We start from the raw sequence: 23,267 nt of genomic DNA, 5'->3' as shown, positions 1-23,267 counted from the left end.
TTCAGATTTCCGTGCTCTGCCACTTTTATGAGCGTTCTTTTCAGTATTTTGCCACTTTCATGAGGGAATAATCCGTGCTTCATTACACTTTCATGAGCGAATTTATGCTGTAATATGACATTTTCATGAGGGAATTGGTGCTTCGATGCGACGTGAGGAGGTAGTGGGCGGAGGCATGGGCGCGATAAAGGCAACGAGTGCGAATGGGTGGACGCGACGTGAGAAGGTGGAGGGTGCGGACGCGTGGGCGCGGAGTGAGCAGGCGGAGGGCCGAGACATTGGCCCGGGAAAAGTGAGCAGAAATATACGAGTGTCAACGGGAGGGTTTTATGGTACAACTAGAAGTAGTTTTTTGATGGAGGTGCCTATGGAGCCGAAGGTCAGTATCATCGTGCCGGTGTATAACGCGGAGAAGAGTCTCGCGCGCTGTGTGGACAGTATTCTGAATCAGGAGTTTCGGGATTTCGAGCTGATCCTCATGGATGATGGAAGTAAGGATCGGTCCGGGGAGATCTGCGACGGATATGCGCGGGCGGATGCGCGCGTGGTGGTCGTGCATAAGGAGAATACGGGGGTGTCGGATACGCGAAACCAGGCGATCGCGCGGGCGCGGGGTACGTTTCTGCAGTTCGTGGACAGTGATGACTGGCTGACGGCGGATGCGACGAAGCTGATGGTGCGGGCGGCCGAGGAGACGGGCTGCGACATGGTGATCGCGGATTTCTATCGTGTCGTCGGAGAGATGGTGTCGCAGAAGGGGGATATCGACGCGGACCAGGTGATCGGGCGTGAAGCGTTCGTTGGCTTCATGATGGAGAACCCGGCGGACTACTACTATGGGGTGCTGTGGAATAAGCTGTACCGGCGCTCGCTTGTGGAGGCGCACGGGATCCGGATGGATGCGAAGCTCAGCTGGTGCGAGGATTTTCTGTTTAATCTCGAGTATGTGCGCTATGCGACGACGTTCTATGCGCTGCGGACGCCGGTCTACTATTATGTGAAGACGAAGGGTTCGCTGGTGAATCAGAAGATCAGCTTCGCGCGGACGGTGGAGATGAAACTCGCGATGTTCGAGTGCTACAACGACTTCTTCAAGCATGTGCTGGATGAGGATGCGTATGAGCGGAAGCGGCTGCAGGTCTATCATTTTCTAGTGGATGCGGCGAAGGATGGTTTCGTGTTCCCGGCGACGATTCCGGGGACGCAGAAGCTCGGTGAGGAGCGGAGCCAGGCGCTGCAGGAGGTGATTTCGGAGGATGGGATCATCGTGGAGAAGTACCGCGACCGGAAGCTGCTCGAGCGCTATCTCGAGTCGGTGGCGCTGAAGTATGATATGACGCTGGCGGAGCTGTCGCTGCTGCTGTATCGGAAGGACGCGGGAAAGGCGCTCACTCGAGGGGCTGAAGCGCAGATGCCTGCGCGGGAAGATGCCGTGGAGGCGACTGATCGAAAGGATGCCGGAAAGGCGCTGAGCCGGAAGGATCTCGCGGAGCTGATGCATATGAGCCGCGGGGATCTGCGCGCCGCGCTGCAGAAGCTGGTCTCACGCGGGATGCTCGAAGTGGTCGACGTGCCGAGGAAACGACGTGAAGCGGCGGAAATAGCCGAGGCGACCGGTCTTTTCGGAAAGCGTGGCGAGGCACAGGATGCAGACGCGAACGGAATGACGAAGAAAAAACGCGAGCCGCGGAAGATTCGTCTCGAGCTGCTGCCGGCGTCGGATGCGGTGCTGCAGGATATCGCGGCCGCGGAGCGTGACTACGAGCAGGCGAAGTTCCGGGGATTTACCGAGGACGAGCTCCGGCAGTATACAGCGCTCGAGCGGCGTGTGCAGGAGAACGAAAAGCAGATACTGCAGAAGTGAGGATGGGCAGACGAACACCATCAGCGATGCCTGGCGATGAGTCAGCGAGGGGCAGAATGCGTTGCGGCGAGGCACAACGCATGCGCGGAGTGATGATGTGGAGGGCCGAAACATGGGCACAAGCGAGTAGGAGGCGGTGACTAGCCGCCGTCCTCTCACACCACCGTGCGTCAGACTGTCTAACAAAACCCTTTTGAGGTGGTAAAATCGACAGTCTGATAAACGGATTCTCATATTTTTCTTCATTCTATTGAATAGAGGGCTACTCCAAAAGCTATTTCTGATATCCTGTTTTGTTTTTCTTTGTAACTATTCAAATTTTTTAATCAATTCCTGTGTCGAGAACAAACTTAATAATCGCTTAAAATTATAAGCGATAAACATGGATGCTGCTTCAGCATCAACATTTTCCTTTTTACGCCTAAGAAAGAAACTATACCCCAAAGAGCGTTTGACCGTTCCAAATGGATGTTCTACGATGCATCGTCTCTGTCTATAAACGTTGTTGTTTTCCAATGTTGATTTATGAACATCAGCAAGGATATTTTCATATTCCCAACGTTGAAGCGTCCTTCCAGTTTTAGATGATGTACAACTATTATGGTATTTACACGTAGAACAGGATGTACACTTATATTTTTTATATCTCAATCCATTCTTTGACGTGTTTTCAAAAAATAATAATCGTTCACCTGCTGGGCAAGTGTATGTATCATTTTCCGAGTTATAGGTGAATTTTTCTTTACGAAATTCATTGTTCTTTGTACTATTATTGGCTTTTGATTTTTTGATATATACAGTCATACCATCATCAATACAGTTTTTAATTTCAGTCGCATTATAATAGCCGGTATCAGCGATGACAGTACATTCCTCGATATCTAAAAGCTTTTTTGCGTTCTTAGCCATGACATGAAGCTGATTTTGGTCATTGATATCATTTGTTGTAGATATATCTACGACAAAATGATTTTGTGAATCAACTACAGACTGTACATTGTAACAAATATCCAAAGACCCGTTATTTTTCATTCGCCTGGAATCAGGATCGGTAAGACTTTTTTGTTCTAACCCTTTTTCTGAAAGTTCCTTCTTTTGGCACAAGTATTCTTCTTTTAGCTTCTGATAGGTTTCCAACTTATCTTTATATTCAGAATCAACAGGAGTTTCTTTTTCGATAGCCATAAGATACGAATTTATTCTCTCATCAGCATAAGCAATTTTTTTATCCAAACCGCTTTGGGTGATACAATTGTGCTTGCTGTTTTGCGCACGAATTTTAGTGCCGTCAATTGCCATTAGCTTTCCATCGATCAATCCCCATCCTTTAAGGATAAGTGTCAATTGCTGCAATGTGTTATGAAACGCTTTTCTATTCTCTTTTACAAAGCCAGCGATAGTTCCATGATCTGGTGTTATTGCGTTGATCAACCACATGAGTTCAAGGTTTCGTTTACACTCTATTTCCAGAGCTCTGCTCGATCTGATTTTATTTAAATATCCGTAAATGTGCAGTTTCAACAAATCGGAACGACGATATGGAGATTGTCCTCTATTAGTCCCATTGTATTCTGTAAAACCCAGTTCGAGTAAATTTAATGAATTAACATAGGCATCAATTGCGCGAACCGAATTATCTTTATCAATTAGATCATCTAACGATGCAGTAATCATTCTGGATTGATTTCTGTCTGTTCCAACAATATATGCCATAATTAAGCCCCCAATCTCTATATCTTGTAACTTAATTATATCATGAATACCAATCGTTAGACAGTCTGGCGTACCGTTCGGTACACGGCGGTTTCAACAGTTGACGTGCATAGACTGATAAGCTGTGGCAAGATCATAAAAGCCCCAGTTTGTAGACCTAAAACAGAATACCGTTCCTTACATAGCAGTCATGCGCTTCGGTGCCTGGCTGCTAATTTTTTTGCGAAAGGAGCAGTATCGAATGAAGCTTGTATTAGCGGAAAAGCCCTCGGTTGCCATGAGTCTCTCGAAAGTGATCGGGGCAGATCAGCGCGGGGACGGTTATATGGAGGGCAATGGCTACCTTGTCAGTTGGTGTGTGGGGCATCTGGTGGAACTTTCCCAGCCGGAAGCCTATGATGAAAAGTATGCAAAGTGGAAGTATGATGATCTTCCGATTTTGCCGGAACATTGGCAGTATCAGGTGTCCGCCAGCACGAAAAAGCAGTTCGGAATCCTGAAAAAGCTCATGCAGCGGAAAGATGTGGAGAGTCTGATCTGTGCAACCGATGCAGGGCGTGAGGGCGAACTGATTTTCCGACTGGTTTACCATCAGTGCGGCTGCAAAAAGCCGGTGGAACGGCTTTGGATTTCATCAATGGAGGACAGTGCTATCCGGGAAGGCTTTCAGAAGCTCAGACCGGGAACAGAATATGATGCCTTATATGAGGCGGCTTTATGCCGGGAGCGAGCCGACTGGATTGTCGGAATCAACGCCACCCGGCTTTTTTCATGTCTGTATGGGCAGACCCTGAATGTGGGGCGCGTGATGACACCAACGCTTGCGATGGTGGTTATGCGAGATGCAGCAATCCGGGCGTTCAAGCCGGAGCCGTTCTACTCGGCAGAATTAAAATTTCGGGATTTTCAAGCGGGCGGTGAGCGAATGAAAGAAAAAGCAGAAGCAGAAAAACTGGTGGCAGAGTGTTGCCAGGCAGGAAGTGCCATCATTACCAAGGTAGAGCAGAAAGAAAAATCAGAGAAGCCCCCGGCCTTGTTTGATCTGACATCGCTTCAGAGAGAAGCAAACCGGCAGCTGGGATTCACTGCCCAGCAGACCTTGGATTACACGCAGGCTCTGTACGAGAAGAAACTCGTGACCTATCCCCGTACCGACAGCCGGTATCTGACGGATGATATGGCACCGCTTGTGCCGGAACTTGTTTCCGTGATTCAGCAGAGCTTTCAGATTCAGCCGGATGCACCGGCACCGGTGAATACAGCACAGGTCATCAATACCAAGAAAGTTACCGATCACCATGCTATTATCCCTACAAAAACAGCGGCGGGTTATGACATTTCCTCTCTTCCCAGTGGAGAACAGGCGATTCTTACCATGCTGACGGTGCGGCTGATTTGCGCGGTAGGCACTCCCTGCCGCTATGCAGAGACCATAGTAGAAGCCGAGTGCGCCGGTCAGAAGTTCCGCACGAAAGGCAAAACAGTCACGGATATGGGCTGGAGGCAATATGCAGGAAAGGCAGTTGAAGATGCTGAGAAGAATGCAGAGGCAGGTGAACTTCCGATACTTTCGGAAGGCATGACACTGGAACTTGCCGGTGTCGATCTGAAAGAGGGCAAGACCAGCCCGCCTAAGAGATTTACCGAAGATCTTCTGCTTTCAGCGATGGAGAGTGCCAGCTCGGATGAATTTCCGGCTGGTGTAGAGCGAAAAGGCATCGGCACACCAGCTACACGCGCTGCCATCATCGAAAAACTGGTGCAGAAAGGCTTTATCGAGCGTAGGGGTGATAAGAAAACGAAATACCTTTGCTCTACGGACAAGGGAAATGCGCTGGTGACGGTGGTGCCGGAACAGATTCAGTCTCCATCCATGACGGCAGACTGGGAGGAAAAACTGCTGAAAATAGAACACGGCGAGTATGACAGCGATGCCTTTATGGGCGAAATCAGCAGCATGGTCAGCGGACTTGTTAAAACCTACGAGGCTGTAAAAGGAGCCGATGTGCTGATGCAGCCGGAATGCAAAGTCATTGGTTCCTGTCCCGCCTGCGGCAGTGATGTCTGCGAAACGGCAAAAGGATGGTTTTGCAGGGATAAGAGCTGTAAATTTGCGCTCTGGAAGGAAAACAGGTTTTTTCAGACACTGGGAAAGCAGATGACAGAGGAACTGGCAAAGCAACTGGTAAATCGTGGAAAAGCACGGCTTACCCATTGCTATTCCAGGAAGTCCAATCGTTACTATGACACAACCGTTCATGTAGAGACCGGCGAGGACGGTGCAGCAGCATTTAAGCTGGAGTTTGGAGGTAAAAAATGAGCATGAAAATGATGAATGCAGCTTATCTGGTGGATAATGTCGCTCTGCTTTCCTTGCAGGAAAAGCAGGACGGCGTGGAATTCCATTGTTTTGATATGGACAGCAAGGTGCAGATTGCCGAGGGACACATTGGCTGGGATGTGTTGGATAAACAGCCGTTTTCTACGCTGGAAGAAAGCGCGAGGGTGGCAGCACTCAAGGAGATTCCCCAGCTGGACGGTCTTACCGTTGCGCCGGTAGCCCCGGAGATGCTGGAGCAGATGCGCGGCGGCAGAAAGGTTCTTTGGCAGATGAAAAAGGCTGATCCTGAACTGGAGAATGCTAAAAATATCCGGTTTATCACCAGCAGCTACGAGGATCGTTTCAAAATTCCGGATGGCAGTGCAGTGGAGATCGAGTATCCGAACCGGAAGTTCTCAGCTCGCTGCGAATATATGGACGAATATCATTTGCGCCTGGGGTATGATGTTTTGCACATCTGTCAGCTGGCAGAAATGCTGGAACGCGGCGGTGGTACATGCCGCCCGGAGCCGCTGATTACGGAAGAACGCAGTGCATGGGATTTGGGAAGCAAGGGCTTTCTTGCCATTCAGACCTGTGAGGACGGTTACGACTATACCTTATATCATAAGGACTTTACGGAAATTGACGGTGGACAGATCGACAACCCGGAAATCAGCATGAATGCAGCCAGAGACCAGATTCTTTCGGATTATGGGTTCGGTGGCCGCACCATGACGCGGATTGACTATGATGAACTTTGTGATCGTGCAGAGGAAGCGGAAATCAGCAGACGGGAATCTGTGCTGGGTAAACTCTCGGATTTGTCTTCCAGAACGGATACGCCGGTGAAAGCTGCCAAGGCGAAGGAGGCAGAGCGATGAAATACAAGCTTACGAAGGCAGAGCAGGAAACCGTCATCAATTTTGATAATGAACTGGATAACGCCAGCATTTATACCCATGACAGCCGCCTGATTAAGAAGCTTCGGGAACTGCGAAAACAGTATCCGGAGCAGTTTATTTTGGAGCACCGGGAGCATGGGTCGGTCACTTATACGATTCCGAAACGCTGCGTTGGTATCCGACCGCCTTATAGTGAAAAGCGGCGGGAACAGCAGCGGAAGGAAGCAAAGGAAAACGGCCTGCCGTTTATGGAGAAGGGAGAAATGAACGATGGCAAGAATTGAAAAATGGGATGAAGTGCATGGAACGCAGGCACCGGACGAAAGAATGATGGCATTTCTCGACAGTACTACCGACCAGTATGCGATTTTGCAGCTTCGCCGCAGCGAGGATACGGTATATGAACGCTTTTCGTCTATGCGCGAACTGGAACGGATGGGGCTGGAACCGGATATTGACCATTATGAGGTGGTTTATACGGCTCCGCTTCTTCCCTACAAGGATCAGAATACGATGTTGGAGGAACTGTATGCGAAATTCAATGTTTCCCGCCCTGATGATTTTACTGGTCATAGTCTTTCTGTGTCTGACATCGTGGCTTTACGGCAGAATGGTGTTGTAAGCTGTCACTATGTGGATTCCATCGGCTTCCAGGAACTGCCCGGATTTTTGAAACCGGAGAAATACCTGAAAGCCGCAGAAATGGCGATGGAGGACGATTACGGCATGATTGACGGCGTAATCAATAACGGAAAGAAGGAAGAACCGGTGGAGAAAGCATCGGTTCTGGATCAGCTGAAGGAAAAGCAGGAGGCTGTGCCGCCTGCGCCGCCTCGCAGGTGCTGCGAAGAAAAGGAGTTATAAATGCGTTTTACGGATGACGAATGGATGCTCATGATGCTTTACAGCCCTGGCACACGGACAGGGCTGATCGAAGAGCTTCAAAAGATGCAAAAAAGTCTGACGGGCAGAGACAGAAACCTGCGCAGGTGGACGGCCTCGCTGCTTGCAAAACTGGCAGAGATGACGGATGCAGAATATGAGGCACTGGATTTGTATCCGGACGAATAAAGGAGAGGAGGAAAAAGACAGATGATGACGAAAACGGCTTATTATATGCAGATGGCGCAGGAAGCTGCGGCACAGATCACTGGCAGCAAAGAACAGTGGACAGCGTTTCTGACCACATCCGCGCGGCTTTATAAGTATCCCTTTGCGGAGCAGCTGATGATCTATAAGCAGAGGCCAGAAGCGACGGCCTGTGCAGAGTACGATCTCTGGAATGATCGGATGAACCGCTATGTGAAGCGTGGCTCCAAGGGCATTGCTCTTTTGGACATGCGCGGCGAGCAGCCGAAACTGCGGTATGTATTTGATGTGGCAGATACCGGAGAACGGAAGAATTCCCGACCGGTACAGCTCTGGAAAATGAATGCGGAGCATGAGCAGCCAATCATTCGCGCACTGGATGTAGCATTTGATGTTCCTGCCGGTGCTGGGTCTCTGGAAAATCATATCATGGAAGCGGCAGAACGCCTTGCAAGGGATTACTGGGAGGAAAATCGCAGGCAGATCAGTGACATCGTTGCAGATTCCTATCTGGAAGGATATGATGAACTCAACATCGGAGCTTCCTTTAAGAGAGCTGCCGCTGTCAGCATCGCATATTCCGTCTTTACCCGGACGGTGGGCAATGCAGATGACTATTTTGAGCACGAGGATTTTCTGGACATTTTTGATTTTAATACGCAGGCTGCCGCCAATGTGCTGGGAACTGCGGTCAGCGAAATGTCCAGCCAGATCTTCCGGGAAATTGAACGCACGATCCGAACCTATGAAAAAGACAAGCAGGCAGAAAGGAGCCAAAACTATGATGGAGCTGAATTACACGAAGAACGGCGATTACCTGATTCCGGATATCCAGTTGTCGGTGCAGGAACAGAAGCCTCTGGGCAAGTACGGGAGGATGCGCAGAGCGTTCCTGCAGGAGAACAACACGCTGCTGTACAATCACCTTATCCTGACCGAGAAGCTGTATCCGCACCTGTGGGAGATTCAGGAGACCGCGACCGCACGGATGGAGCAGATGATGGCGGAGCTTCTGAAAGCGAATCCGGCACCGGACAAGAAATCGAACCAAATGGCCTGGGTGCAGCACATGAACATGCTGAAAGCGCAGGCAGAGGAAGTCATTCTGACGGAACTTATCAACAGCTAAACTTTATGAGCCTGTTTCAGTCCGAGGCAGAGCAGATTCAGAAAATTGATGCGGCGGCAGAAAATGCAGCCAGAGAAGCGGAGAGCGAAAAGCCCTCCGCTTTTGTCATTTCTGAGGATGAAATCGACCGGATGTTGCGAGCAGGTTCTAATTTTGAGGGCGGAAAAATCCGTATTTATGCGCTGTATCAGCAGCAAGGGGACGCGAAAGAACGAGCTGCATTCTTGAAAGCGGAATACGGTCTCGGTGGCCACAGCTATACCTTTATGGATGGCAGTCGCGGTTTTGCCGATTATAACGGAAGAGGTATTCTGCTTCGCAATTATGACCATGACCGGGAAGTGCGACTCACATGGTCGGCGGTGGATAAGCGGTTAGACCGGCTTGTGGAAAATGATCAGTACCTGACCGCGCTGGAAATGGAAGAGTATCGGAAGCTGGAGCAGGAATACGGCGCGCCGCTTCCTATGCCGACTGCCGCCCATGTGTTTCCGCCAACGCCACCGGAACGCTACGATACCGGAAATGAGCATGTGGACAACATGCTGAATACGGCTGCGGATGTATATGCCCGGAGTGAACTGGCGGCACCACAGCGGTTTACCGTGATGGAGACAGACGATGGTTATGCGGTCTGGGATGATATTCAGGACGGCATTCATGTGGAGCCGGATGGCGTCAGCGAAGAGTTTACCAGCGAATGGGAGGCAGAGACCTACCGCCAGCAGTTGATTGAAAAAGTTCAGGAACGGGAAGCAAAAGACTGGCTCTATGTTGAACAGAGCAAGCAGAATTTGCAGCAGGACATTCCATTCCCAGATGTGGAATCCGAAGAAGTACAGGAATCGGCTCACGCAGAGACAGATCCTCTGGTACTGGAAATGCAGGAACACGCCAGCGAACTTTCCAGAGAGTCTGGCTATGCACCGGATGAACGGTTTGTGGTCACAATGACCGGCGAGAACTTTCCGGATTCTAAAGATGCGTTTGCCATCTGGGATTATGTCAAAGAAGAGTATTACGGATATTCGGACGGAAAAGTGCAGACATTTGCCGATTATGTGAGTGCATCAGAGGCGTTGCAGGAGATTCGCGGCAGGAACATGGAGGCTGAAAAAGAGCCTGCAACTGTGCAGCCAGAACCCGCAGCTCCGGTGCAGCCGGATTATCGCGTTGGCGATACGCTGTATCTGGACGGAAAGGCATTTACGATTGAAAAAGTCGGGCTTTTCGATGTGGAACTTCGGGACCCGGATTCCGTGTATCCGATCTTCCGCTCGGAAAGCAAGGAAAATCTGGCAAGAATTTTGGGGCATGAGGAAAATGTTCACCTGCACAATCTGGTGGTTGATCTGAATTCTGGAAAAAAAGAAGCGTTCCGGGCAGGGCATGAAGCAAAACATGCGGAGAACTACCGCATCAACAGCTTTCACCTCGGCGAAGGCAGTCCTAAGCAGAAATTCCGTGCCAACATGGATGCCATCTACACGCTGAAAGCCTTAGAAAATCAGCATAGGGATGCGACACCGGAGGAACAGGAAACGCTGGCCAATTATGTCGGCTGGGGTGGGCTGGCAGATGCCTTTGACGCAGAGAAAACTGCCTGGACAGGCGAATATAAGGAGCTGAAAGCAGCTCTTACGGAAGAAGAATATGCCGCAGCCAGGGCTTCGACTCTGAATGCGCATTACACCAGCCCTACCGTGATCCGTGCAATCTATGAGGCATTGGACGGTATGGGATTTGAGAAAGGCAATATTCTGGAACCGTCGATGGGTGTCGGCAACTTCTTCGGTATGCTGCCGGATTCCATGCTGGGAAGCAGACTGTATGGTGTGGAACTGGATTCCATCACCGGGCGCATTGCGCAGAAATTGTATCCGCAGGCAGAAATCAAGGTGGCAGGCTTTGAAACCACCGACCGGCGCGACTTCTATGATCTGGCCGTGGGCAATGTGCCCTTTGGCAACTACCGTGTCAGCGATAAGCCCTATGATAAACTCGGATTTTCTATCCACAACTATTTCTTTGCCAAGGCATTGGATCAGGTTCGTCCCGGTGGCATCGTGGCCTTTGTTACCAGCCGCTACACGATGGATTCCAAGAATCCGGACGCGCGAAAGTATCTGGCGCAACGGGCAGAACTCCTGGGAGCCATTCGACTTCCTAACAACGCATTCCGTGCCAATGCCGGTACAGATGTAGTGTCGGATATCATTTTTCTGCAAAAGAGAGACCATCCAATTGATATCGAACCGGATTGGGTGCATCTGGGGCTGACATCGGAGGGTATTACCCTCAACAGCTATTTTGTTGACCACCCGGAAATGGTGCTGGGTGAGATTACAACGGAAAGTACCCAGTACGGCAAGGAAGAATGTACGGTCATTCCGATTCCGGATGAGGATCTGGGAGACCAGCTGCATGAGGCTGTGCAGCATATCGGCGGTCACTATGAAGCGCAGGAGCTGGCACCGGAGGAAGAACTGTCCTTGCAGGGCGAAACCATTCCGGCAGACCCCAATGTAAAGAACTTCTCCTATGCGGTGGTGGATGGGGATGTCTACTTCCGTGAGAACAGCATCATGCGAAAGGCTGACCTTTCTGCGACAGCCACCGGCAGGATCAAGGGCATGGTGGAGCTTCGTACCATTGTGCAGGAACTGATCGACTATCAGCTGAACGATTATCCGGAGGACGCGATTGCCCAGAAACAGCGGGAACTGAATGTAGCCTATGACCGATTCGCCGATCAGTATGGGCTTATCAACTCCCGTGCAAATGCGCAGGCTTTTTCAGAAGATTCGTCTTATTATCTGCTCTGCTCTCTGGAAAATGTAGATGAAAACGGCAGGCTGGAATCCAAGGCGGATATGTTCACCAAACGGACGATTCGACCGGAACGGGCTGTTACCAGCGTAGATACTCCGGCAGAGGCTCTGGCAATCTCCATCGGAGAGCGCGGCAAAGTGGATTTGCCCTATATGTCGGAGCTTTTAGGTACACCGGGAGAATTTGAAAAAATCCAGCAGGAACTGCATGGTGTCATTTTCAAAGACCCGATGACGCAAGGCGGCGAGGAAACCGGCTGGGTGGCGGCTGATGAATATCTGTCCGGCAATGTCCGGGAAAAACTCCGCGTGGCAGAACTGGCTGCGGCTTCTGACCCTGCCTTTGCGGTAAACACGGAATATTTGAAGAAAGCACAGCCGAAAGACCTGGATGCGTCGGAGATTGATGTGCGCCTTGGTGCCACATGGGTCAATCGGGATTATATCCAGCAGTTTATGGAAGAAACCTTTGAACCGCCGTTCTATCTGCGCAGAAATATTGAAGTGAAATTCTCTCCCATGACGGCAGAATGGCAAATTACCGGCAAGAGTACACCGAGCCGGAATGATGTTCATGCCTATATGACCTACGGCACCAGCCGTGCCAATGCCTACCGAATTCTGGAGGATACGCTGAATCTGCGGGATATTCGTATTTACGATACCGTGGAGGATGCAGACGGCAAGCAGAAGCGGGTTCTGAATAAAAAGGAGACCACCCTCGCCCAGCAGAAACAGCAGGCCATTAAGGATGCGTTCCAGAACTGGGTGTGGAAAGACCCTTATCGCCGCGCGGAACTTGTGGAAAAGTATAACGAGCTGTTCAACAGCACTCGTCCCCGTGAGTATGATGGTTCTCATATCCGCTTTGGCGGCATGAATCCGGAAATCCGGCTGCGGGAACACCAGCAGAATGCCATTGCTCATGTGCTGTACGGCGGCAATACGCTGCTGGCCCACGAAGTGGGTGCCGGTAAGACTTTCGAGATGGCCGCTTCTGCTATGGAGGCAAAACGGCTGGGACTGTGCCAGAAATCCATGTTTGTCGTTCCGAATCATTTGACCCTTCAGTGGGCAAACGAGTTTCTGCGTCTGTATCCGAGTGCAAAATTGCTGGTGGCAAGCAAAAAGGACTTTGAAACTGCCCGCAGAAAGAAGTTCTGCGCACGAATTGCTACTGGTGATTACGATGCAGTCATCATCGGGCATTCCCAGTTTGAGAAAATTCCGGTGTCCGCAGAACGGCAGGAGCGGATTTTGACTGTCCAGATTGATGAAATCGAAAACGCCATTGCTGAGATGAAATCCCAGAATGGCGAACGTTTCTCCATCAAACAGATGGAAAAGACCCGGAAAGGATTGGAGGCGAGATTGGAGAAACTTCGGGCAACCGACCGAAAAGACGATGTGATTACCTTTGAGCAGCTGGGCGTAGACCGACTGTTTGTAGACGAAGCACATGCCTTTAAGAATCTGTTCCTCTACACAAAAATGCGCAATGTTGCAGGCTTGTCCACATCGGAAGCGCAGAAATCTTCGGATATGTTTATGAAGTGCCAATATATGGACGAGTTGACAGGCGGGCGCGGCATCATTTTTGCGACCGGCACCCCGGTTAGCAACAGCATGACGGAGCTTTACACCATGATGCGGTATCTCCAGTACGGCACGTTGCAGCAGAAAGGGCTGACCCATTTCGACAGCTGGGCTTCAACCTTTGGTGAGACCACCACGGCCATTGAACTGGCACCGGAAGGAACCGGATACCGGGCAAGAACAAGATTTGCAAAGTTCTTCAACCTGCCGGAGCTGATGAACATGTTCAAGGAAGTGGCGGATATCAAGACCTCCGATCAGCTGCATCTGCCGGTGCCGGAGGCAAAGTTTGAAACCGTGGTGGTGCAGCCATCGGAGCATCAGCAGGCGATGGTGGCGGAGCTTTCGGAACGGGCGGCGGCTGTGCATTCCGGTGTGGTAGACCCGTCGGTCGATAACATGCTGAAAATCACATCGGACGGCAGAAAACTGGGATTGGATCAGCGGCTGATGAATCCGCTCCTGCCGGATGACCCAAATAGCAAGCTCAACGCCTGTGTGCGGAATGTGCTTCGGATTTATGAGGAAGGACAGTCGGATAAGCTGACCCAGTTGCTGTTCTGCGACCTCAGCACGCCGAAGAACGATGGAACCTTCAATGTCTATGAGGATATCCGCGCCAAACTAATTCAGTCCGGTGTGCCGGAAGAAGAAATCGCATTTATTCATGATGCCGATACTGAGGCAAAAAAGAAAGATTTGTTTGCCAAAGTGCGTACCGGACAGGTACGGGTATTGTTAGGTTCGACACAGAAGATGGGTGCAGGCACGAACGTGCAGGACAGGCTGGTGGCCGTGCATCATCTGGATGTGGGCTGGCGGCCTGCGGACATGACCCAGCGAAATGGTCGTATCATCCGTCAGGGAAACCGAAACAAAGAAGTGCAGGTTTATCAGTATGTGACGGAAGGAACTTTTGATGCCTACCTCTATCAGACACTGGAGAATAAGCAGAAATTTATCAGCCAGATCATGACCAGCAAATCTCCGGTACGTTCCTGTGATGATGTAGATGAGCAGGCTCTTTCCTATGCAGAGATCAAGGCACTTTGTGCCGGAGACCCGCAAATCAAGGAGAAAATGGACTTGGATGTAGATGTTGCAAGGCTGAAAGTATTGAAGGCGGATCATCAGAGCCAGCAGTACCGATTGGAAGATAAATTGATGAAATATTTCCCTGCGGAGATTGAGAAAACGCAAGGGTTCATCAAGGGCTTTCAGTCGGATATTCGGACGGTGGCGGCACATCCGCTGCCGGAAGAGGGGTTCTGCGGTATGGAGGTGAATGGCACACAATTTACTGAAAAAGCCGAGGCCGGTGAAGCAATTCTTGCGGTCTGTAAAGCCAATCAGAGTTTGGAGCCGGTGCCGCTTGGCAGCTATCGTGGTTTCAAGATGGAGTTGTCATATGACAGCTTCCAGAAAGAGTATCAGGTGCTGCTGAAAGGCGAGATGACCCACCGGGTGCCCATCGGCACCAGTGCTGCGGGCAATATCCAGCGTTTGGATAATGCTCTTGCCGGGATTCCTGCAAGGCTGGAGAAGGCGGAACAGCAGCTGGACAATCTTAGGAGCCAGCAGGAAGCTGCGCAGGCCGAGCTTGGAAAGCCGTTCCCCCAGGAGGCAGAACTGGCGGAAAAGAGTGCAAGACTGGCAGAACTGGACGCACTGCTGAATATGGATGACCGTGAAAATGATGATCCAGACCGTGAGAGAACAACGGAAAAGCCGTCTGTCCTGGCAGAGCTGCGTGACCGTGCAGGGCGCATTCCGCCGATGACACATCGAAATGATGAGGAGGTGGCACTATGAGTGTTCGGGAACACTGGATCAATGTCCGGGTAAACCCGGAAGAGCTGGCGAGGATTCGTGAAAAGCAGAAAGAATTGGGGATTCGGAATACCGGTGCCTATATGAGAAAAATGGCGATGGACGGGTACTGCGTAAATCTTGATTTGTCGGATGTGGCGCAGGTATCCACACTTCTTCGCCGATGCAGCAACAACCTGAACCAGTACGCAAAACGCGCCAATGAATCTGGAAGCATCTATGCGGAGGATATCCGGGATTTGCAGAAGCGACTGGATGAACTCTGGGAGATGCAAAAGCTGATCTTAAAGAGGCTTTCTGGTATTCGATGACGGCGCAAACGTGCGGAATTTCTATTGCACATGGCACAGATGAAACAGTCTGTGTCATTACATATTTTTTGCAGGTCTTCCTGTTGACATCGTGGTGTTTGACAAGCGGGTACGATAAAATGAAGATGAAAAGAAAAACGAAGGGGTGAAATCCATGAAGGTCGTATGTTTTTTGTTGAAGCTGGTGCTGAAAATCCTGTTGCTGCCGGTTGCGTTTCTGCTGCGATTTCTGTGCTTTATCTGGAATCTGCTGATGCAGCTATCCCTGTGGGTACTTTCGCCGGTTATGCTTTTCGTTCTTGGCTGCGGTATCTATTCGGTGGTTCGGGCGAGCTGGACGGATGTGTTCCTGCTGACCCTGATTGAGATGGGACTGTTCGCAGCTGCGGTTGGAGCGGGCGGCATCATGGAACTGATGGAACGGCTGTGCGAGTGTATAGAGGATGTTTTGACAATTTGAGTTCAGGAGGGATTGGATGGATATTCAGTTTATGAAAGATTATTATGATTTGCGGTACGAGGAAACGGATGGAGAAAATCATTTTGTGGATGAGACTGCTTATCAGGAAAAACAGTCTGAGCAATCGAAGATGGAAGACCAGCTGATGGAGATGGTGGGAGGCAGCGAATCTAATGTGTGGAAGCTGTACGAAAGCATCATGTGTGTCTATTTCGATATGGAAGAGATCATCAAGCAGGCCGTTTATTTGCAGGGAGCTTATGACCGGGAACGGATGTTAAAATGAGAATAGTAGATTGGTAAGAGCTGCCTTCGGGTAGCTCTTTTTAGATGGAGGAATATGAAAATGGCGGCTACAAGACTAATTGCGCTGCATATCAATAAAGGAAAGACGGTAGCGCAGTGTCTGGCTGACCGTACTGATTATTCTGAGAATGCAGCAAAGACGGAAGATGGAAAATATATCAGCGCGTATGCCTGTGATGCAAAGACCTGTGATGAAGAATTTCTGCTTTCCAAACGGCAGTATGAGCATATTACCGGTAGAACACAGGCGCATGATGTGATTGCATATCAGATTCGACAATCCTTTAAGCCCGGAGAAATCACGCCGGAGGAGGCGAACAAGGTTGGGTATGAGACAGCCATGCGATTCACCAAGGGAAAACACGCATTTATCGTGGCTACCCATGTTGATCGCGCGCACATTCATAACCACATTATTTTTAATTCGACTACATTAGACTGCACCAGAAAATTCCGAGATTTTCGCTTATCCGGTCTTGCGCTGGCAAGGCTCAGTGATATCGTCTGCCTGGAACATCGGTTGTCGGTCATTGTCCGAAAGCCCTACGGGGAGCGGAAGAAGAGAACGGAATACCCGGAGAAAAAGTCGCAGCGGGATGAAATCTGTGAGGCCATTGATGCAGCATTGGAAAGAAAGCCAAAAGACTTCCAGGAACTGATTGGAATTTTGCAGGAAGCAGGGTACGAGTATAAAGAGGGAAAACAGCCTGCCCTGCGGGGGAAAGGCCACGCCAGATTTGCTCGTTTCCGTTCTCTTGGTAAAGGATATTCGGTTGAAGAACTCTGCGAAGTGATTGCCGGGAATGCGGTTCATAAAAGTAAATTTGCAGAGAAAAACCGCACAAGCGCACGGTCGGCGCAGGTGCATCAGAAGGCGGAGTTGTCGTTCCTTATTGATGTCCGTGCCAAAATGCAGGCGGGCAAAGGCGCAGGGTATGCGCGCTGGGCGAAAGTCTTTAATCTGAAGCAAATGGCAAAAGCCATGATGTTCATGGAAGAGCATGGAATCAAGAGCTATGCAGAGCTGAAAGAACAGGCAGATGGAATTTCTGAAAAATGTGATGCGCTGCTGGAATCTGTAAAGGCAGATGAGGCACGGATGTCGGAAGTGTCGGTGCTGCGAAAGCATCTAATCAATTATGCCAAGACAAAAGATGTTTTTGCCGCGTATAAAGCATCCGGCTACAATCGGGAGTTCTATGAAGCCCATCGGGATACGCTGGCCTTGCGCAGCGCAGCGAAAAAGGCGTTCGATGCCTATAAGAAAGAGAACGGTTCTGACAAAAAGCTTCCACGCATCAGCGAGCTGAACGCAGAGTATGCGATGCTTCTGGAACGAAAGAAAAGCTCCTATGCAGAGTACCGCAGGACCAAATCGGAAATGCAGGATTGGCTTGTGGCACAGAAGATTGTGCAGGAAATTCTGAAAGAGGACGAACAGAAGAAAGAGCAGCTGCATGAGCAGGAAGTACGGCAGGAAGAAGAAAATAGACAAAGCAGTCGATGATGGAAAGTCCGGTGCAGTGTGGGCGTAATGCTCATGCTGCACCGGGCCTTTTTTCTTTGGCAGGAACTGCCGTTAAAGCATCCGGAACGGATGCGCAGCCCGATGCCGCAGGCAGCGTTCTATGGGGATTGGGGAGTTTCCCCAACAAGCAGAAAATCGCTTTCGTGTCACGAAAGCCCTGCTTGCAGAAGAGTGGGTTCTAAAAAAATCGTTCAAAATTTGGAAGAACTTTCGATTGATTTTGTTCGTTTCTTGGAGTAGAATATAAATGAGAAATTTTAACTTGCTGCGAGTGACTTTAGACATCGAAAAAGAGGTTCCGTATGGATTTCATGACGATTAAGCAGGCTTCTGAAAAATGGGGCATCTGCACAAGGAGAGTACAGACATTATGCACGGAAGGGCGAATTGATGGTGCCGAGCGTTTAGGCCATCAGTGGGTCATTCCTATTAACGCCGAAAAGCCGAAGGATGCCAGAATCAAAAGCGGCAAATACATTAAAACAAAATCCGGAAATGGAGAGAACGAAGATGGAAAGAAAACCGTATAGTGCCGGAGCAGTGAAATTTTCGTTCTGGTTCATGGAATTTCGGAAAACCGTGCAGCTTTTGAGCGAGGGTAAGAGCTTTGCGGATATTAAAAAGTTGAATGAAGAGACAAACATCTATGGTGCACCGACAAAACTACGAGCGCAGCAGATTTATTCTACCGTAACAGCCCGTATCAAGACATTAGATGAAAGCTTTTATCCAATCTTTTTGAGCAGTGATCTTGCTACACAAAAACTATTTGTGCTGACTGCGGCTCTTTTGCATGACACGCTGTTCTTTGATTTTGTGTATGAAGTAGTGCGGGAAAAAATGATTCTTGGTTCCGATGAGCTGACGGATGCAGATATCCGGATATTTTTCAAAAATAAGCAGGAACAGAGTGAGAAAGTGGCTTCTCTTCAAGACTATACGCTGCGCCGCCTCGGTTCCTGCTATAAAACGCAGCTTTATGAAGCGGGGCTTTTAGAAAGCAACCGGGCAAACAGCACAAGAAAAATACTGAAGCCAATTCTTGATATTGCATTTGAGCATTGGCTTTATGACCATGATCTTGGCATCATGGTAAAAACACTGACGGGGGTAAGATGAAATGGATTTAAGCCAAAGACTGGACGAGATGGAGCTTGCAATCCATAAGCCATCTTTCCGAAAAGGAACAGGCCGCGCAAATGAGGTCAACTATTGGGTGTTTGATTATCCACCGGAAAAGGAACTGGAAGTTCGGGAGCGTGTAGAGTATCTGAAAAATAAGAATGACCGGGGCGATGATGATTTTGAGCTTGTGGTCTTTGACCTGTATGATATCATCATTGACTTTTTGGAAAAGAAAAACTTTATGGAAAAGTGCTATGACTTTGAAAAAAAGCGAGGAATCGAGCGTATCGTCAAGGCAGTGACCAACTCCATGAAGGTGAATGACGATGACAGCCTGATCGTGCAATATATCAAAGAACATACGCCGGAGAATGCAGTCGTGTTCTTAACCGGTATCGGCAAGTGCTATCCGATTTTGCGCTCCCACAAGGTGCTTAACAACTTGCATCAGGCATTTGTGCGCTGCCCGGTCGTGATGTTCTTTCCGGGAACCTATAATGAACAGGAGCTGATTCTGTTCAATGAGATTAAAGACGATAACTATTACCGTGCATTCCGACTGGTAAAGTAATGGATGGAGGAAACTGTTATGCAGATCAAGGACATGTTCCGAAAGAAAATTGACCGTGAGATACAGGGCGTTATCATTGTCGGTCAGGGTGAAGAAACAAATGTAGCGCAGGAGCTGGAAGAGTACGTTGTGACCCGTGAGCTTCAGCGTCATTTTGCGGATTTCTTTGCAGCATATAAAAAAGGTATTCAGGGAACCACACCGAAAATGGGTGTCTGGATTTCCGGCTTCTTTGGAAGTGGTAAATCTCATTTCCTGAAAATCCTGTCCTATCTGCTTCAGAATAAACAGGTCGGAGACAAACATGCCATCGACTACTTTATCGAGGATCAGAAGATTACCAATCAGATGGTGCTGGCAGATATGCAGCTGGCAGCAAACACCCCATCGGACGTAATTCTTTTCAATATTGATTCCAAAAGCGATTCTAATGGCAAAGAAAATAAAGATGCCATTGTGAACGTATTCCTGAAGGTTTTCAATGAGATGCAGGGCTTCTGCGGTTCCATGCCGCACCTTGCTGACCTGGAGCGCAGGCTTTCCGAGGAAGGACGTTTTGAAGAGTTTAAGGAAAAGTTTGAAGAAGAGTATGGCGATCCGTGGGAAAGCTCTCGTCAGGACTTCGATTTCATTCAGGATTCCGTTGTCGATGTTCTTTCTGACATGGATTTCATGAGCGAATCAGCTGCCCGTAACTGGTGCGAGAAAGCAACCGAGAGCTACCAGATCAGCATTGAGGATTTCGCCAAGCGTGTAAAGTCCTATATTGATAAAAAAGGGAACAACCATCATGTTGTCTTCCTTGTGGATGAGATCGGCCAGTACATTGGTGATGATTCTAAGCTGATGCTGAACCTTCAGACAGTGACGGAAGAACTGGGCAAGGAATGCATGGGCAAGGCTTGGGTAATCGTAACGAGCCAGCAGGATATCGACTCCATTACCAAGGTGAAGGGTAACGACTTCTCCAAGATTCAGGGACGTTTCGATACACGTCTTTCTTTGTCCTCTGCCAATGTGGACGCTGTTATCAAAAAGCGTATTCTGGATAAGACAGAGACCGCAGCACAGAGCCTGCGTCTGCTTTATGACCAGAAAGCAACCATCATCAAAAATCTGATTGTCTTCAACGACGGCGTGGAGAAAAAACTGTACGCCAACGCAGAAGATTTTGCAGAGGTTTATCCTTTTGTTCCATACCAGTTTAATTTGCTTGCCAGTGTGCTGACCAGCATCCGTACCCACGGTGCATCCGGTAAGCACCTGTCCGAAGGTGAACGTTCCATGCTGGCTCTGTTCAAAGAGTCTGCCATGCAGCTGATGGACGATGAGATGGGAGCAATCGTGCCGTTCTATCGATTCTATGATGCATTGGAGAATTTTCTCGACCACAGCCACAGCAGCGTGATCATCCGCGCCTATGACAACAGCTATATCAACCCGGAAAAGAAGGAAAAAGATGTCTTTGCGATCAATGTGTTGAAGACCCTTTTCCTGATTAAATATGTTCTGGAGATCGAAGCCAATGTAGACAACATCGTCAGCCTGATGATTACCAGCATTGACGATGATCGCATCTCTTTGAAAGCACAGGTGGAGGATGCACTGAAAGTGTTGATGCGCCAGATGCTGATCCAGAAGAATGGCTCCATCTATGTATTCCTGACCGATGAGGAACAGGAAATCAACAACGAAATCGAAAAAGAAAATGTGGAGATGCCGGAGGTCATCACGAAGATTGCGGAGATGATCTATGAGGACATTTTCTCCAGTAAGAAGTATCAGTACCCCAGCTTTGGTGGGCGGTATGCATTCTCCTTCAATCAGACAGTGGATGACCGCCCCTATAAGGCAAACCAGAATTACGATATCGGCCTCCGTGTGCTGACCCCGTGGTATGAGGGCGGCACCGATGATGGTACGCTGCGCCTGCTCTCCGGCCAGGGCAAGGAAGTCCTTGTGGTTCTGCCGAATGATGATGCGTTCCTGACGGAAATGCGGGCATACTTGAAAATTGAGCGGTTCCTGCGCAAGAATACCTCTGTGCAGCTTGCCAAGTATGAGACCATTAAGGAAGCAAAGCGCGTGGAGATGCGGGAACGCAACGGTAACGCCAAGCTTTATCTGACGGAAGCTCTGAAAGAGGCTACCATCTATGTCAATGGCGATGTGCTGCACACCTCCGGCAAGGAAGTGACCAGCCGCATCAACGAGGCTATCGGACGACTGGTGCAGACGGTTTACCACAAGCTGTCCTATATTGATGCAGCGATGGGTGAAGCAGACATCCGGAAGATGTTCAAGACCAGCAACCAGCTGTCGCTGGCACTGGGAGATACCGGAGAATCCAATGTTCACGCACTGGATGATGTGCTGCAATTTGTGGCAGGCAATTCCCGGATGCACATGAAAACTTCTATGAAAACCATCAAGGATCGCTTTATGAAAGCACCCTATGGCTTTGTGGAAGATGACATCCATTGGCTGGTGGCACGTCTCTTTAAGCGTGGAGATCTGTCCTTTACGGTCAACGGTGAGAGCGTCAATCTGAACAACCGCTCCGAAGAAGAAATCATCGGCTACATCACGAAGAAGCAGTTCGTGGATAAACTGCTGACGGAAGTGCGCGTCCGTGTGCCGGAAAACCAGAAAAAGGCCGTCCGCACCGTGATGAAAGAGCTGTTCAAGGTGGCACCGCCTGCCGATGACGAAGATACCATCATGAAGAACTTCCAGCATTACTGCGAGAATCGAATCACCGAGATCGAGCGGCTGGAACCAAAATATGAGAATTACGCCTATCCCGGAAAAGAACTTCTGGAAAAGGGCAAGAAGCGGCTTTCCGCACTGGTGCAGATTCAGGCACCGCTTGAATTCTTTAAGACCGTATTTGACGAGCAGGATGATCTGATGGATTTTGGCGAGGACTATGAGCCTATCCGTGATTTCTTTGGCGGTGAGCAGCTGACCATCTTCACCCGTGCGCTGGATATGCTGAATATCTACGAGGACAGTAAGACCTACATCGTGGATGCAGAACTGGAAGACGTGGTGGCCAAGATGCGCACCATCGTCCGGATGCCGAAGCCCTACAAGGAGATTCCGAAGCTGCCAGAGCTGCGCGAGAAGTTTATGAACTGCTATATGCGCATTCTGGAAGAGCAGGCAGAGCCGGTCAAAGATTCCATCAATCAGGATCGGAACCGTGTCTTTGAAGTGCTGAACACCAAGCCCTATAAGGATGCGAAGTTCAACCGTTATCTGGAACTCTTTAAGGAGATCATGGACGGTGCGGAGCACTGCAACAATGTTTCCACTCTGCGCAGTTATGCAGATAAGGCGGAGGCACTGAAGCTGCGCCTGCTCAACGAGATGAACGCAGAGGACATTCGCCTTGCGAAGGAGGCAGCGGCAAAGGCCGAGGCAGAGCGTAAGCGTCAGGAAGAAGAGGCGGAAAAGCGCGGCGAGACCGTGAAACCGGCAGAAAAGTTGGCAGAACCGCAGCCGGTATATAAGGTGCGCACCACGAAGAATGTTTCCATCAAGACGGTTGCCAAGACTGCATCGTGGCGGCTGGAAAGTAAGGATGATGTTGATAAATACCTTGCTGCATTGCGTGAAAACCTGCTGAAAGAGATGGACGAAGATACAATCGTCAACATTGAACTATAAATGACAGGAGGATTGGC

Annotated in this window: 16 protein-coding genes and 1 pseudogene; 16 read left to right on the top strand and 1 reads right to left on the bottom strand. The window is 49.6% G+C overall.

Annotated features, from left to right (window positions below; all coding sequences use genetic code 11):
• The first annotated feature begins 367 nt into the window (after nucleotides 1-367).
• Entirely contained in the window at nucleotides 368-1,864 is a 1,497-nt protein-coding gene (locus ROSEINA2194_RS00685; RefSeq protein WP_242410986.1) for a glycosyltransferase, read from the top strand.
• Between the two features lie 309 nt (nucleotides 1,865-2,173).
• On the opposite strand, the gene ROSEINA2194_RS00680 is transcribed toward ROSEINA2194_RS00685, so the two are convergent.
• Complete coding sequence (locus ROSEINA2194_RS00680) at nucleotides 2,174-3,577, bottom strand: IS1182 family transposase (RefSeq protein ID WP_007882151.1); 1,404 nt, start codon at nucleotides 3,575-3,577, stop codon at nucleotides 2,174-2,176.
• 241 nt (nucleotides 3,578-3,818) lie between these two features.
• On the opposite strand from ROSEINA2194_RS00680, the gene ROSEINA2194_RS00675 reads away from it, so the two are divergent.
• From ROSEINA2194_RS00675 to brxC, 15 genes and pseudogenes are all read left to right on the top strand, one after another.
• Nucleotides 3,819-5,897 (top strand): DNA topoisomerase 3, encoded by a 2,079-nt coding sequence (locus ROSEINA2194_RS00675; RefSeq protein ID WP_035393366.1) that lies wholly within the window; start codon nucleotides 3,819-3,821, stop codon nucleotides 5,895-5,897.
• On the top strand, nucleotides 5,894-6,781 hold the full coding sequence (locus tag ROSEINA2194_RS00670; protein WP_005929893.1) for an LPD16 domain-containing protein: 888 nt from the start codon (nucleotides 5,894-5,896) through the stop codon (nucleotides 6,779-6,781). The genes ROSEINA2194_RS00675 and ROSEINA2194_RS00670 overlap by 4 nt, the downstream gene beginning before the upstream one ends.
• Nucleotides 6,778-7,086, top strand: a complete 309-nt coding sequence (locus ROSEINA2194_RS00665; protein ID WP_005929890.1) for a hypothetical protein — start codon at nucleotides 6,778-6,780, stop codon at nucleotides 7,084-7,086. Before ROSEINA2194_RS00670 ends, ROSEINA2194_RS00665 begins: the two co-directional genes overlap by 4 nt.
• Entirely contained in the window at nucleotides 7,073-7,666 is a 594-nt protein-coding gene (locus tag ROSEINA2194_RS00660; protein ID WP_005929886.1) for a YodL domain-containing protein, read from the top strand. Before ROSEINA2194_RS00665 ends, ROSEINA2194_RS00660 begins: the two co-directional genes overlap by 14 nt.
• Complete coding sequence (locus ROSEINA2194_RS00655; RefSeq protein ID WP_005929883.1) at nucleotides 7,667-7,873, top strand: transposon-transfer assisting family protein; 207 nt, start codon at nucleotides 7,667-7,669, stop codon at nucleotides 7,871-7,873.
• Nucleotides 7,874-8,282: 409 nt separating this feature from the next.
• Nucleotides 8,283-9,020: a TnpV protein gene (locus ROSEINA2194_RS23820; RefSeq protein ID WP_330370210.1), complete on the top strand. Its 738-nt coding sequence runs from the start codon at nucleotides 8,283-8,285 to the stop codon at nucleotides 9,018-9,020.
• Between the two features lie 1,397 nt (nucleotides 9,021-10,417).
• Nucleotides 10,418-15,259 (top strand): annotated as a pseudogene (locus ROSEINA2194_RS00650) (helicase-like domain-containing protein); the annotation flags it as partial.
• Complete coding sequence (locus tag ROSEINA2194_RS00645) at nucleotides 15,256-15,588, top strand: plasmid mobilization protein (RefSeq protein ID WP_002576391.1); 333 nt, start codon at nucleotides 15,256-15,258, stop codon at nucleotides 15,586-15,588. The pseudogene ROSEINA2194_RS00650 and the gene ROSEINA2194_RS00645, both read left to right, overlap by 4 nt.
• 154 nt (nucleotides 15,589-15,742) lie before the next feature.
• Nucleotides 15,743-16,048: a hypothetical protein gene (locus ROSEINA2194_RS00640; RefSeq protein ID WP_005929872.1), complete on the top strand. Its 306-nt coding sequence runs from the start codon at nucleotides 15,743-15,745 to the stop codon at nucleotides 16,046-16,048.
• Nucleotides 16,049-16,064: 16 nt separating this feature from the next.
• Entirely contained in the window at nucleotides 16,065-16,334 is a 270-nt protein-coding gene (locus ROSEINA2194_RS00635) for a hypothetical protein (RefSeq protein ID WP_005929869.1), read from the top strand.
• A gap of 60 nt (nucleotides 16,335-16,394) precedes the next feature.
• On the top strand, nucleotides 16,395-17,861 hold the full coding sequence (locus ROSEINA2194_RS00630) for a relaxase/mobilization nuclease domain-containing protein (RefSeq protein WP_173016303.1): 1,467 nt from the start codon (nucleotides 16,395-16,397) through the stop codon (nucleotides 17,859-17,861).
• 323 nt (nucleotides 17,862-18,184) lie between these two features.
• Nucleotides 18,185-18,412 (top strand): helix-turn-helix domain-containing protein, encoded by a 228-nt coding sequence (locus tag ROSEINA2194_RS00620; RefSeq protein ID WP_005929859.1) that lies wholly within the window; start codon nucleotides 18,185-18,187, stop codon nucleotides 18,410-18,412.
• Nucleotides 18,393-19,001: a DUF1819 family protein gene (locus ROSEINA2194_RS00615; RefSeq protein WP_007882141.1), complete on the top strand. Its 609-nt coding sequence runs from the start codon at nucleotides 18,393-18,395 to the stop codon at nucleotides 18,999-19,001. Before ROSEINA2194_RS00620 ends, ROSEINA2194_RS00615 begins: the two co-directional genes overlap by 20 nt.
• A gap of 1 nt (nucleotide 19,002) precedes the next feature.
• Complete coding sequence (locus tag ROSEINA2194_RS00610) at nucleotides 19,003-19,578, top strand: DUF1788 domain-containing protein (protein WP_005929853.1); 576 nt, start codon at nucleotides 19,003-19,005, stop codon at nucleotides 19,576-19,578.
• Nucleotides 19,579-19,596: 18 nt separating this feature from the next.
• Entirely contained in the window at nucleotides 19,597-23,250 is a 3,654-nt protein-coding gene (gene brxC / locus ROSEINA2194_RS00605) for a BREX system P-loop protein BrxC (RefSeq protein ID WP_099045440.1), read from the top strand.
• Nucleotides 23,251-23,267: the final 17 nt, after the last annotated feature.

It is taken from the genome of Roseburia inulinivorans DSM 16841, assembly GCF_000174195.1.
Taxonomy (GTDB): domain Bacteria; phylum Bacillota; class Clostridia; order Lachnospirales; family Lachnospiraceae; genus Roseburia; species Roseburia inulinivorans.
The sequence above is the reverse complement of the archived record's forward strand: the minus strand, read 5'-3'. Positions and strand labels throughout refer to the sequence as shown.